Source organism: Thalassobellus sediminis (assembly GCF_044386045.1).
GTDB classification, from domain to species: Bacteria; Bacteroidota; Bacteroidia; order Flavobacteriales; family Flavobacteriaceae; genus Thalassobellus; species Thalassobellus sediminis.
On the sequence record NZ_JBISCD010000037.1, the window covers coordinates 280025 to 294419 of the forward strand.

Below are 14395 nucleotides of genomic sequence, written 5' to 3' on the forward strand. Positions count from 1 at the left end.
AGAATAAGTTAAAACGTTAATATATTTCTTTAATTTTAGTTTTAAAAACTTAATATGTTTGTAGGTCTTTGATTATATTTGAGAGTATTTATTTTGAAAACACATTAAGCTAGTAATCATACCCCTAGTTACAACCAATTTGAATGAATCGCATCTTAATAAACATATTACTAATTATAACAGTTGGAGTATTCCAAAATACATTTGCGCAAGAATCGAAAGTCGGAAAGGTAAAAGTTGTAAAATATCGAGATACTAACGATAAATTTACGGAATCGACTACTGACAACACTCTGGCGTATTTGAATAAAAGAAAACACGATATTTTAATTACTAACAAAAAGGATACAACTCTATTGAAAACTGACTCTCTTGGAATTTTTAAAATCCCAAATAAATATTTCAATTATTGTAGAATAACCGTAAATCCTAAAACAAAAGACTTAAGAGAAGAGTTCTTGTTTATTGAGGGACTTGGTGCAAAAGACAGTCTCGAATTTAAAATTTATGATTACCATATCTCGAACAAAATTGATTCAACTAAAGCACCTGATTTTTATAATAAATTCAATACTAAAAAGGCTAAACAGGACTTTTTTTCTGGAAATAAAAGATACTTGCTTGGAAATGGAATTGAATACTCAAAGAATTTTATTGAACAATTGGAATTAAAATATAAAGAGTATGGATTTGAAATTGATTATCCCGAAAAAATGTCTGGAACTTTGGAGGAACATCGAATTCTATATAGATATAACGACCGAATGAAAGAATTGCTCGGAATAAAAAACTAGTGGTAACATAGGATAAAAGTAAGCATTGCGAAGAAAAAAAGTACTAAGCTAAAATATGATTAAATCAACCCATACTCTTTCGCCTTATTAGAAAGCTCCATAATATTTTTAACCTCTAGTTTTTTCATTAAGTTAAAACGGTGTACTTCGGCGGTACGTTTACTTATTTGAAGTTCTTCGGCTATATCTTTATTGTTTTTTAGTTGGAGTACTAAATTTAGTATTTGCTTTTCGCGTTTGGTTAATTTAAAAGGCATTTCAATAACCTCTTTTTTAGGTGCAACTGCTGTATTGGTATTTCCGTTTACAAAGTTATTCATAATAATAGCCGTGACATCGCCTGTAAAATATTTACCACCTGAAGCCACTTTGGTTAAGGCTTTTATAAATTCATCTTTACTAGCTCCTTTAAGTAAATACCCATCGGCTCCTGCTTGAATGGCTTGTACTACGTATTCTTCGGAATCGTGCATAGATAGCACCAAGGTTCTTACATCTGGGTATAATTTGCTCATGGCTGTCACAACCTCAATACCATTCATTTCTGGCATACGAATATCAACAATTAGCACATGAGGTTTATTCTTTTCAATAACCTCCAGGGCTTCTTTTCCGTTGGATGCTTCATCAATAACTATAATTCCAGATTGGTCTTCTAAAAGGGCTTTAATACCATCTCTTACTAAAACATGATCGTCAGCTAATACTACATTGATAACATCCATAGGCTTTATTTATAAGTACAAAAATAATAATTTTAAGTAATACTACGTAATTTCATTCAAAAAAGCATCTTGTTTTTGGGTTTCTTGTGTTTTCTAGTAAAATGAGAAATCTCATTATACGAATCATGTTCAGCCTCACTCTTATGCGATGTCTCAATCGTTCCTCTTGTCGACATGACTAAAAAATGCATCATTGTTTCGAAAAACGAATACAAATTTGAGCTACTTTGTCATTTCGAGCACAGCGAGAAATCACATCATAAGAATCAAACACAACACTCTTAGTTATGCGATGTCTCAATCGTTCCTCTTGTCGACATGACTAAAAAATGCATCATTATTAAAAAAACGAATACAAATTTGAACTACTTGTCATTTCGAGCACAGCGAGAAATCACATCATAAAAATCAAACGCAACACTCTTAGTTATGTGATGTCTCAATCATTCCTCTTTCGACATGACTAAAAAACGAATCATTATTAAAAAAACGAATACAAATTTGAGCTACTTTGTCATTTCGAACGAAGAGAGAAATCGCATAACAATGGTCGCGCAAAAACGCTAAGGCACTAAATTTTAAACTTCTTTGTAAAGCAAGAAATCACATTATACGAATCATGTTCAGCCTCACTCTTATACGATGTCTCAATCGTTCCTCTTGTCGACATGACTAAAAAATGCATCATTATTAAAAAAACGAATACAAATTTGAACTGCTTGTCATTTCGAGCACAGCGAGAAATCACATCATAAGAATCAAATGCAACACTCTTAGTTATGCGATGTCTCAATCGTTCCTCTTGTCGACATGACAAAACATACTTTTTAACTTTTCTAAACCAAAGGAATATTCAAAGTAACACGCGTGCCTTTACCTATTTCCGAATTAAGAAAAAGTCGGCCATCAATATATTTAATACGTTCTCGCATGAAGGTCATACCCATACCGCCATCACCATTTTTAACATTCTTAACCTTGGCAGGATCGAAGCCTTTACCATTATCGTCAATCACAATACTCAGCATATTTTTACTATGCGATAAGGACACTAAAATATGCGTAGATTCAGCATACTTAATAGCATTATTAATGGCTTCTTGAGTAATTCTATATATGTTAATTTCAACTAAAGACTCTAAGCGTTCATTGAAATCGGATTTATTAAAAAACACAATATCTTTATTCGTAAGTTTCGATAATTCCTGGGTAAGTTTTACTAATGCTGGCACAATACCATGATCTGATAATTCTGGAGGTGTTAAATTGAAAGTCGCCGTTCTTACACCTTTAATAATATTCGTGGTAAGCTCTTTTAAATACTCAATCTTTACTGTCGCTTTTTCAACATCTTTAGTATCTATACTTTCAAGATTATACTTTAAACCTGTTAGCATCTGCCCGATACCATCATGTACATCTTTAGCAATACGGTTTTGTTCCTTTTCTTGGTTTTCAATAATCTTACTTGAGATTATTTTTTGCTGACTCATTTTTTCCTCAAAACTTCGCTCTGTAAGGCGTTCTATTTCAATTTGAGCTGCTTTACGAGCCGTAATATCTGAGGCTATAATGAGTAATTCAGACTTATCGTCGGTAGGATTAAAAGGAATAATAGCCATTTCCAACCAAACGTCTATAACATCACTCGTAGTTCCTTTTACTTCACCTTGCCAACCTGTTTTTTTATGTTTTAAAACAATATCATCTATAATTAATTGTTCCTTTTCATGATTAGAAAGCACTTGAGAGAAAGTCAAATTCCCACTAAACTTAGTATATTTAAAAAGACGCGAAAACCGTTTTCCCATGTGCAATAACTCACCATTCTGATTGGTTCTAGCAAACAGCAAGGTTTCATCCATGGCGCGACTTAAAGCTCGTAATTCTTTTATAGATTTTTCTTTGGCAACACTTAAGGCATCTGCATCAATCGCCATTTTTTTAGCATGCTTTTCAGCGGTTAACAAGTCGGCAAGCGTTGCTCGAACCGTTTTAGCTGTAGGCCAAAAAATGAATAAAAATTCACCTAGTAGAATTAATAGCGTAAGTGTCATTAGTAACACCTCCAAATTTCTTAACCAACTTACTTTTGCATCGGCTTCTAAATCGTACTGATTTACAATTTGATCCATCATTAAAAGAAAATCGCCTTCATAGGCTCTTACCGTTTTTATATCATCTATAAAAGCAGATACTGGTAATGGTGGAATGTTTTCAATCTTATTAATTATAGCATTTGAAGCTTTGCTAATAGTATCAAACGTAGGGTTTAATTCTTTAAATTTATTAACAACTATTTTGCTGTTTTTTCCAGGTAAGCCTAAACTATCATTTCCTTTTTGAAGCGCGTTATGAGATACTTCCCAAAGGTTTAATGTTTGTTTAACATTGTCTTTAAGTTCGATACGTGCTTCTAAATTTTCTTCGGTAGAAAGTGCTACAATATCTTTTGTTAGTTTCTGACTCAACATACGCTGTCTACCTGCCACATTAATAACAGTAGAATCGCTTTGCTGATCATTAAGGTGCTTACGAATAAGAATCTGACTAATAATAACAGAAAGTGCAATGGTGCTTAAAGCAATTATGTATAAACGGCTTAACTTATCAAACGTTCTTTGGTCTAATGAATTTCCGCCTTTTGTCATGCTTTTTTATTTAAGAAATGGCTTGTTTAACTAATGACAAACTTTTTTCTGAAAAAGGAAGTTTTAAGGCTTCTGCATGTCCGTTATCAGACATTTTAACCCAAGTCTTTTTCAGGATATCTATTACTTTTTCATCGGTATGTTTTGCTGCAAACTCTTCAAAGTAATAATCTAAAAACACCAAACAAATTACATCTTCAATTATTTGGCTTTCTTCATTCTTCTTAATTAATTTCTTGTTAATTAAGAAAGATACTCTATCAATAAATTCTTTATCATACCCAACCTGATTCAGAATTTCGGCTGTTATTTCGGCATGCATTTTCTTTAAAGTTTCACGCCATTTTAAATACCCCACTCTATCCATCGGATATTCGTTTCTGGCTATTTTCCAACGACAAATATGTTGAGAACGCGCTGCAATTCGAAGTGCTTTAGATGCATTAGGATTAAACTGCAAAAGTTTCCTAGACATACGTTGTGAGTACAATAATTCTTTAGGATACTCTATACCAAAAACCTCGTAATTATTAGGGTCTTCAGAGTTTTTTTTATCTATTAATGCTATGGCAGTTTCAAATCGTGTCGGCTTCATTTTTATGTATATTAGTCTGAAAAGCCAATATACACATTTCCGCTTTCAATTTTAACAGGATACACAGCAATTTTTAAATCGTCGCCAGCTAAATTCGATCCGTCTTCCAACGAAAAGTTCTTTTTATGCATTGGGCAAGCTACTTTGGCAACGCCATCCTTATCGCCTATCATTCCTAACGATAATACCATTTCCATTTTATGCGGACATAAATTTTGACAGGCATACCACTTACCTACTCTAGCAAAATTATACACCGCTATTTGCTTGGTTTTGTACTTTATACAAGCTCCTGTATTCTCTGGAAAATCTTCAATAACTCCAACTTTAAACCAATCTTTTACTTGAGTTTCAGTAACCGTTTCGTATTGTTCTAGTATATTTTGCATATCTATTCTTTTTGTTGATTTGTTTATCTGTTGATTTGTTTATCTGTTACAAACGTTTAAACGTATAAATAATTAAACAAATCCACTTAATTTAACTCCAAGCCTTTGGCATTTTCTGATCACGCATTGGCACAAACACCAAGTTATCATCAGTATCATCAGAATTCACAAAATGTTTGAAACGTTTTGCCATGTTAGGATCTTCAATCGCTTGTTTCCACTCACACTCATATCTATTAACTAATCCTTGCATTTCGGCATCTAAATCTGCTGCAATTCCTAAAGAATCTTCAATAACCACTTGTTTTAAATACTCAATACCACCTTCTAATTTATCTAACCAAGGAGCTGTTCGTACTAAAGGACCAGCTGTTCGTATGTAAAACATTAAAAACCTGTCTAAATATTTAACCGACGTTTCATCATCTAACTGTTCCGCAAACAACACCGCATGTTTTGGTGTAGCACCTCCGTTTCCGCAGACATATAAATTCCAACCACCATCAACAGCAATTAATCCGAAATCTTTACCTCTAGCTTCAGCACATTCTCTAATACATCCCGAAACACCACCTTTTAATTTGTGTGGCGAGCGTAAACCTCTATATCTATTTTCAATTTCAATTGCAAATGTTACACTTTCGTGCATCCCGTAACGACACCATGTAGAACCTACACAACTTTTTACTGTACGTAACGATTTTCCGTAAGCATGTCCACTTTCAAAACCTGCATCAATTAAATCTTTCCAAATAAGTGGTAACTCATGTAATTGTGCGCCAAATAAATCGATACGCTGACCTCCAGTTATTTTAGTATATAAATCATATTTCTTAGCAACTTCACCAATTACTATTAATTTGTCTGGTGTAATTTCACCTCCAGGGATTCTAGGTACTACAGAATACGTTCCGTTACGTTGAATATTGGCTAAAAAACGATCGTTTGTATCTTGAATACCTACCTGACGGTTAGGTGTTTCCATAGTAATACTAGCAAAAATAGATGCTACTAACGGCTTACAAGTTTCACAACCATGACCTTCACCAAATAAGTTTAGCGTTTCGTCATAATCCTTTACTTGATTCACTTTTATAAGATCGTATAATTCTTGTCTGTTAAAATTAAAATGCTCACAAATAGTTTCTTTAACTTCTTTTCCTAAAGATTTTAAAGTTTCATTTACTAAATCGGCTACCATAGGTTTACAACCTCCACAACCTGTGGTTGCTTTTGTTTTAGCCACAACATCTCCAAAATTATTGCTATCGCCTTCTGTAATAGAACAGCAAATATCGCCTTTCGTAACACTTTCACAAGAACATACTTGCGCCGCGTCTGGTAAATCTAAAACACTACCAAACGACGAACCGCCTTCACTTGCTGGTAAAATTAACTCAGCAGGATTCTCAGGAATCGCCATACCATTCAAATATATTTGGTGTAACATATTATAATCGGATGCATCACCAACTAAAATCCCTCCTAGTAACGATTTACCATCAAGACTCACGTTAATACGCTTGTATAAATGTTTGGTTTTATCTTCAAAAATAACAGAATGCCCTTTTGATGCTGGCATAAACGGTTCACCAAAACTGGCTACATCTACGCCTATTAATTTTAATTTGGTAGACATATCAATATCAGCAGGCATAAGATCCTCTTCTTTTCCTAAAATCTGATTTACTGCAACACCTGCCATATCATAACCAGGCGCTACTAAACCATATATCATTTGGTTGTACAAAGCAACTTCACCAATAGCATAAATCTCTGGGTCTGATGTTTGCATTTTATTATTAACCACAATACCACCACGTACGCCCATTTCTAAATCGCAGGTTTTAGCTAACTCATCTCTTGGACGAATTCCCGCAGAAACAATAAGCATATCTACATCTAGCACATCATCTTCTCCAAACTCCATGGCAGTAATAGCATCATCGCCTAAAATTTGATTGGTTGCTTTACTTAAGTGAATATTTAATCCGATAGATTCTAATTTCAATTGCAACACTTGACTACTTCTAGAATCTAATTGTCTTGGCATTAATTTAGGAGCAAACTCAACAATATGAGGTTCTAAGCCCATATCCATAACCGCTTTTCCAGCCTCTAAACCTAATAAACCACCACCTAAAACCGCTGCTTTAGCATCCGGGTTTTGCGCTTTAAGTTTAGCAGCATAAGCGAGCATGCCTTCTAAATCTTCGATAGTTCTGTATACAAAAACACCTTCTTTTTCAACGCCTTTAATATTTGGAACAAAAGGCGAAGACCCTGTTGCTAATACCAAATAATCATAGGCATACTCGTCTTCTGTAGATGTTGTTATTGTTTTTGTAGAACGATGAATATCTGTAATACGTACATTGGTAATTAATTCAATATCATTGGCTTCATACCAAGATCGTGGCGCCATTTCTAAAGCGCCTGCATCTTGATTTTCAAAGAATTCACTTAAATGAACGCGATCATAAGCTGGTCTTGGTTCTTCACCAAAAACTGTTACTTTAAATTGACTGCTATCTGAATCGGCTGCAAATTTTTCACAAAATTTATAACCAACCATTCCATTACCTATGACAAGAATTTTTTTCATATCTACGTATTTTTAAACAAAAGTAAGTATAAATACTTAATTTTAGATACGTAGTTTAATTATTTTTATGATGTCATACGATTATTATAGATTTCGCAAATTCATACTATCTTAATTATTTATTAGACAAAAAAGCTCCTTTTTAAATAGCATAAATAACGAAAAACTAAGTAGTACTCACCGTAATAATAACACTCTTTGATGCTGGTGTTTTAGCTGTATGAGCAAAACTATCTAGCGGTACAAGCACATTTGTTTCAGGAAAATAAGTAGCACAACAGTTTTTAGGAATATCGTAACCTACTACTTTAAAATTATTAGCAACTCTTATAACACCATTGAATTCTGACTTTAAATTCACAACTTGATGCTCCTCTAAATTACGTAGTTTCATATCGTCTCGATTCATAAAAATGATGCGACGTTCGTTAAAAACACCTCGATATCTATCGTTTAAGCCATAAATAGTGGTATTAAATTGATCGTGACTACGTATAGTCATCATAATTAATTCATCTGCTTTCAACTTCAAAGCAGGTAGTTTATTGATAGAAAAATTAGCCTTGGTTGTTTTTGTTTTGAATTTTCTTTCCCGTGCTCCATTAGGTAGATAAAACCCCGAAGGTTGTTTAATTCTTTTATTATAATCATCAAACCCTTCAACAACCTCAGCAATATCATCACGTACCAGATTATAATCATCTTTATACTGCAACCAATTAATTTTAGACCGTGATTTTAAAGTCGCATTGGCAATACCACAAACTACAGCGACTTCACTTAACAATGTATCAGAACAAGGCTCTAAAACACCTTTGGTAGATGAGACTACCCCCATAGAATTTTCAACACTTTGAACTTGTAAACCTGTTTTTTGATAATCTTTTTCGGTGCGTCCTAAACAAGGAAAAATCAAAGCTTCTTTCCCTGTAACCAAATGCGAACGATTTAGTTTGGTACTTACATGAACTGTTAGGTTGCAATTTGCCAAAGCCTGTGCTGCATAGGCTGTATCTGGTACTGCCGAAATAAAATTACCTCCTAAGCCAAAAAAGACTTTTGCTTTTTTCTCATACATGGCTTTTATGGCATCTATAACCGAATATCCATGCTTTGTTATTGGCTTGAAACCATATTTCGTTTCTATTTTATCTAAAAATGCTTGTGGTGCCGATTCCCAAATACCAACCGTTCTATCGCCTTGCACATTAGAATGCCCACGAACTGGACAGGTGCCTGCTCCTTCTTTTCCAATACTCCCTTTAAGTAATAACAAATTAACGACTTCGCGAATATTATCTACCGCATTTTCATGTTGCGTTAAGCCCATCGCCCAACAAATAATAATCTTATTTTTGTTCAGAATTAAATCAAACGCTTCATCAAAAATAGCTTTGGTTATTCCTGAAGCTTCTAAACAAGCTTCAAAATTATAGGTTTTTAAATCTGCAATAAAAGCATCATAACCATGCGTGTGTTCATCAATAAAGTCTTTATCAAAAACATTACTCGTACTTTCTTCTTTTTCTAATAATTTAAGAAGTATGGCTTTCATAAAAGCCACATCGCCATTAATGGTTATAGGAACAAACACATCGGCTATTTGAGTACCGCCAGTTAATAGTTTGATAGGACTTTGAGGATCAGTAAACTTTATTAAACCTGCTTCTGGCAACGGATTAATAGCAATTATTTTTCCGCCATTATTTTTACATTTTTCTAAAGCCATTAACATTCTTGGATGGTTCGTACCTGGATTTTGCCCAATAACCATAACCAATTCTGCTTTATATAAATCGTCTAAAGTAACGGAGCCTTTTCCTATCCCTAAGGTTTGAGAAAGCGCACTTCCACTAGCTTCATGGCACATATTAGAACAATCAGGTAAATTAGATGTACCATATTCTCTAACAAATAATTGATACAAAAAGGCTGCCTCGTTAGTGGTTCTTCCTGATGTATAAAAGACCGCTTCGTCTGGACTATCTAAGACATTTAAATGATTGCCGACTTTATTAAAAGCATCTTCCCAAGAAATAGGTTGATAATGCGTCGCGCCTTCTGCTAAAAACATAGGCTCAGACAAACGCCCTGATTTACCAATTTCAAAATCTGACCAACTCGCTAATTCATCCACACTATGTTCTGCAAAAAAATCAGTTCCAATGGTTTTATTTTGAGCTTCTTCAGCAATGGCTTTCAAACCATTTTCGCAATACTCTCCTAATTTAGAACGTTCATCGTCTGGATCTGGCCATGCACAACCGGGACAATCAAATCCTCCTTTTTGATTTACTTTTAGAGATACCTTTATAGCATCAGCAGGATTCATATATTTAGCAGCATGATTAATTGCCGCTTTAATCCCTCCAAAACCAACACTATTTGTTTTTGGTTTTGTTGTTTTTAATGTTGTGAAGTCTTCAGGTATTTTTGCTTTATCTTCTGGAATTGAACTCATATAAAAATTAAAAATTTGTTATTAAATATATGAGTTATTTACTGATTTTTAACAAACTCTAACGCTCGTTTTTCATTATAATAAATATTCTTTTTAGCAATAAACCCAACATGCCCTCCATATTGAGGCATTTCTAAGTATAAACTCGGATTTTCTTTTGCTTCCTTTACAGGATAACATTCAGGAGATAAAAACGAATCGTTAAGTGCATTAATAATTAATGCCGGTGTTTTTATATTTGGTAAAAACTGAAGACAACTGCTTTTTGCATAATAGTCTATCGCGTCTCTAAAACCATGCGCTTTAGATGTGTAAACATCATCGAAATCTATGAGTGTTTTAATAGTACAAAATTCTTCTTGCGATAAATCTTCAGGAAACTTAACAAGCTTATTAACTAATCGTTTCGTTAAATGATTCAAAAATCGATTGGAATACAATCTATTTTTAGGTTTATGAAGTTCGTTACAAGAGCCCATTAAATCTGCTGGTACAGAAATGGCAATACCCGCTTTTATTTCATTTGGAACTTCATCGCGCTCACCTAAATATTTTAATATTACGTTAGCACCTAAACTTATACCGTATAAATAGATATCTGTGTATTTATTTAATGCTAAAACATGCTCTATAATATCTTCTAAATCATCGGTAGCACCAGAATGGTAACTTCTGTATTTTAAATTATCTTCTCCACTACAGCCTCTAAAATTCACACAGATGGCATCAATACCATCATTATTAAACAATTTTGCCAAACCCGTTACATACGGTCTTTGTCCATGACCTTCTAATCCGTGAAAACACAACACAAGTTTGTTTGATTTTTCCTTAGAGAAACTCCAATCTAAATCTAAAAAATCGCCATCTTTTAAAGTAATACGTTCGCGTTCTTGCTTTAGTTTAACCCGCCGAACTAAACCCGAGTAAACTGTAGAAATAAATCCGTTTTTAAAAAGAAATGAAGGTTTGTAGGTAGCGTCTATTATTGGCATAATTACAGTATTCTGTCGCAGTCGCAGTTTTCAGTTGGTGAAGTTAATATTAAAATTTTCATATTCTTTTATACTTTGCGTCTTTTACTAAAAAAACAACACGATTTTAGTTGACTTCTAAGTCTGTAAATTTAAAATATGTGCCATTAAAAAGCCCCTTATCACTTAATTTTAATGATGGAATAACCAACAAAGCCATAAAAGACAAGGTCATATAAGGCGCATGTAAAGTGCTTCCTAATTCCTTTGCCATGTTGTCGAGTTTCGCATAATCTTCGCCTACTGTTTTCCCATCTTTATCACTCATAATTCCTGCAACAGGCAATGAAATGATTTTTTCTTCGGAATTGGACACAGCACAAATACCACCTTTGTTTTCAATAAGTAAATTAACTGCTTTACAAATGGCTTCATCACTAACTCCTACAGCAATAATATTATGAGAATCATGACCTACGGAAGATGCTATCGCTCCATCTTTCAATCCGAAATTTTTAATAAACGCAATGGCAGGGTCATCATTATTGTAACGGTTAACAACCGTCATTTTTAAAATATCTTTTTCAATATTTGAAACTAAGTTTCCATCTACAATTAAAGCGTCTTCTTTTAGTTCGTTAGTTACCAACTGCCCTTCTAAAGCTTCAATAACTCTTATTTTTTTAGCTGAAGATTCAAACTTAAAATCTGAAATTTCTTTTTTATTACAGTTGAAATTATTCAAATTTTTAAAAGCAACGGGCTTAATCAAGGACACACCTTCATTAAACACAAATGTGCCGTTTATATATGTTTGAAGTGTTTTAAAATTGACTAAATCTTCCACAACAATACAATCGGCATCATCGCCTATCTGTAACAATCCTACATCTAAATTATAATGCTTTACAGGATTAATACATGCCATTTGCAGCACTTTAAAAACACCAACTCCTTTTGCTACCGCTCGTGCACAAAGTTTATTAATGTGATCTAATATTAAATCGTCTGGATGTTTATCGTCACTACAAAACATCATGTTTTCAAAATGCTCTGAAGCTAAATCTATTAAGGCTTCAAAATTCTTAGCAGCACTACCTTCACGAATTAAAATTTTCATACCTTTTTGAAGCTTTTCTAAAGCTTCGTCATAAGTAAAACACTCATGATCGGTAGAAATACCTGCTCTTATATATTTTAAAACATCTTTTCCTCTTAAACCTGGTGCATGACCATCAACAGGTTTATTAAAATATTTAGCCCATGCTATTTTTTTCATGACTTCATCATCATCAAACAACACGCCTGGGTAATTCATCATTTCTGCTAAATACTTAATATCTGGATTTTCCAGAAGTTTTTTAATAGCATCTGAATCTATAACAGCACCTGCCGATTCAAAAGTTGTTGCTGGCACACAAGATGGTGCTCCAAAATTGAATTTAAGTGGTACTTGTTTCCCATTTTCAATCATAAACTCAACACCTTCAACACCCAAAACATTGGCTATCTCATGCGGATCTGAAACAGTTGCTACTGTACCATGAGTAATTGCCAATCGAGCAAACTCACTAGGCACTAACATAGAACTTTCAATATGAATGTGAGCATCTACAAAACCTGGTAATATGAAATGATTTACATCGTGATCTTTCTCTTCAATAGAAAGTATTTTGCCATCCTTAAAAGTAACTTCACCTTTAAAAATACGTTTATTTTGTATATCGACTATGTTACCTTGTAGCTTCATTTTTATTATAGATTCCTGCCTGCGCAGGAATGACAAATTGTTTAATTAATAAGATGCTTAGACTGTGCTAAGCATATCAGTTTACTGCAACTCAATTTTAAGTATTTGCTTCGTTTTGTCTGTTACTCGAAACCTGTTATCTGCTCTACGGTTTACTACCCAAACAATCATATTTTCAGAACATAACAACCAGATATTTTCTTTATCTAAAAGCGATAGTTTTTCGTCTTTAAAATACTTACTCAACTTCTTTTTTCCTGTCATTCCTAACGGATAAAACACATCGCCTTCTTGCCATTTTCTTAATTCTAATGGAAACGTTAAAACATCTTTATCAACATAAATAACATTGGTTCGTTTTCCGAAAATAGCATCTGCTTCATCAAAAAGCAAAATACCCAATGGGGTTTCAAGGTCTTTATCTGTTTCTGAAATAACGATACTTTCATTTGCTTCTACAAAAAGCTCACTTAACAAAATATGCTCTCTATCTTTTATTAAACGGTGTGTAGACGACAAAACTTGCTTACCCGATTGTGCCTCTAAAAGCTTTACAACATCATCCCATTCTGTAAATCCGTAATCCTTGAATATTTCAAATAGATACGCTTTCGGGTTATTCAACTTTTTAAACTCTGAAATTTTAAAAACCATTTGATAGTCGTCAATAGTTTCAACAGCATTATTAAAAAAACTATCAATACTATCTTCAACAATATCGGCTGTGTCATTTAAGTTACTAATTGTATTTTGAAAATTCTGTAATACACTTGGATTCATTTCCTTCAAAATGGGAATCACATCGTGCCTTAATTTATTTCTCAAATACTTAGTAGAGGCATTACTGCTATCATCTCGCCACTTTATATTGTTCGCTTTAGCGTAAGTTTCGATATCGTTACTAGAAAATGGTAACAGTGGTCTCACAAAATGGTTGTTAACTTCAGGAATACCTGTTAAACCTTCTAACCCCGTACCTCTTGATAAATTGATTAAAAAAGTTTCTAAATTATCATCGGCATGATGTGCTGTTAAGACATAATCGAAACTTAGCTGTTCCGCTAATCCTTCAAACCAGTTATAACGCAGTTCTCTCGCTGCCATTTGTATAGAAACCTTATGTTCCTTAGCATATGCATTGGTATCAAAACTTTCAACAAAGGCTTCTAAATCTAAGCTTTCTGCTAATTGCAGAACAAAGTTTTCATCGGCATCACTTTCTTCACCACGCAAATTAAAATTACAATGTGCTAATGCGATATTTAAACCTGCTTTATGAGATACATGTGTTAAAATCACACTATCAATTCCTCCAGAAATAGCTATAAGAAGTTTGCTTTTTTTCAAAAAAGGTAAACGCGATTCTAAATGGTGTTCAAATTGTGCAAACATGGTTCAAATATACAACTTTGAGGGTTTAATTTAATCGAAAATCGTTAATATAAAATGAT

General features: G+C 33.5%; 10 protein-coding genes. 1 reads left to right on the forward strand and 9 read right to left on the reverse strand.

The genetic code is table 11. From position 1 onward, the window contains the following. Nucleotides 1–143: 143 nt before the first annotated feature. Nucleotides 144–794, forward strand: coding sequence for a hypothetical protein (locus tag ACH5TW_RS03035; RefSeq protein WP_439335009.1), 651 nt, complete (start codon nucleotides 144–146; stop codon nucleotides 792–794). Between the two features lie 59 nt (nucleotides 795–853). Here ACH5TW_RS03035 and ACH5TW_RS03040 read toward each other — a convergent pair whose 3' ends face one another. The 9 genes from ACH5TW_RS03040 to tilS all read right to left on the reverse strand — a co-directional run bounded on the left by ACH5TW_RS03040 (nucleotide 854) and on the right by tilS (nucleotide 14336). Beyond that, nucleotides 854–1519: a response regulator gene (locus ACH5TW_RS03040; protein ID WP_439335010.1), complete on the reverse strand. Its 666-nt coding sequence runs from the start codon at nucleotides 1517–1519 to the stop codon at nucleotides 854–856. 836 nt (nucleotides 1520–2355) lie between these two features. Next, the gene (locus ACH5TW_RS03045; RefSeq protein ID WP_439335011.1) at nucleotides 2356–4170 is read right to left on the reverse strand and encodes a sensor histidine kinase; all 1815 of its coding nucleotides are present in this window, start codon (nucleotides 4168–4170) and stop codon (nucleotides 2356–2358) included. A 10-nt stretch (nucleotides 4171–4180) separates the two neighbouring features. Beyond that, the gene (locus ACH5TW_RS03050) at nucleotides 4181–4765 is read right to left on the reverse strand and encodes a DUF4202 domain-containing protein (RefSeq protein ID WP_439335012.1); all 585 of its coding nucleotides are present in this window, start codon (nucleotides 4763–4765) and stop codon (nucleotides 4181–4183) included. A gap of 11 nt (nucleotides 4766–4776) precedes the next feature. Further along, on the reverse strand, nucleotides 4777–5154 hold the full coding sequence (gene nirD, locus ACH5TW_RS03055) for a nitrite reductase small subunit NirD (protein ID WP_439335013.1): 378 nt from the start codon (nucleotides 5152–5154) through the stop codon (nucleotides 4777–4779). 91 nt (nucleotides 5155–5245) lie between these two features. After that, complete coding sequence (gene nirB / locus ACH5TW_RS03060; protein WP_439335014.1) at nucleotides 5246–7759, reverse strand: nitrite reductase large subunit NirB; 2514 nt, start codon at nucleotides 7757–7759, stop codon at nucleotides 5246–5248. 166 nt (nucleotides 7760–7925) lie between these two features. Continuing rightward, a complete protein-coding gene (locus tag ACH5TW_RS03065) occupies nucleotides 7926–10220 on the reverse strand; it encodes an FdhF/YdeP family oxidoreductase (RefSeq protein WP_439335015.1) in 2295 nt (764 codons plus the stop codon). A 38-nt stretch (nucleotides 10221–10258) separates the two neighbouring features. After that, the gene (locus tag ACH5TW_RS03070) at nucleotides 10259–11215 is read right to left on the reverse strand and encodes a YheT family hydrolase (RefSeq protein ID WP_439335016.1); all 957 of its coding nucleotides are present in this window, start codon (nucleotides 11213–11215) and stop codon (nucleotides 10259–10261) included. A gap of 106 nt (nucleotides 11216–11321) precedes the next feature. Then, the gene (gene ade / locus ACH5TW_RS03075) at nucleotides 11322–12944 is read right to left on the reverse strand and encodes an adenine deaminase (RefSeq protein ID WP_439335017.1); all 1623 of its coding nucleotides are present in this window, start codon (nucleotides 12942–12944) and stop codon (nucleotides 11322–11324) included. 81 nt (nucleotides 12945–13025) lie between these two features. Next, nucleotides 13026–14336, reverse strand: coding sequence for a tRNA lysidine(34) synthetase TilS (gene tilS, locus ACH5TW_RS03080; protein WP_439335018.1), 1311 nt, complete (start codon nucleotides 14334–14336; stop codon nucleotides 13026–13028). Nucleotides 14337–14395 lie beyond the last annotated feature (59 nt).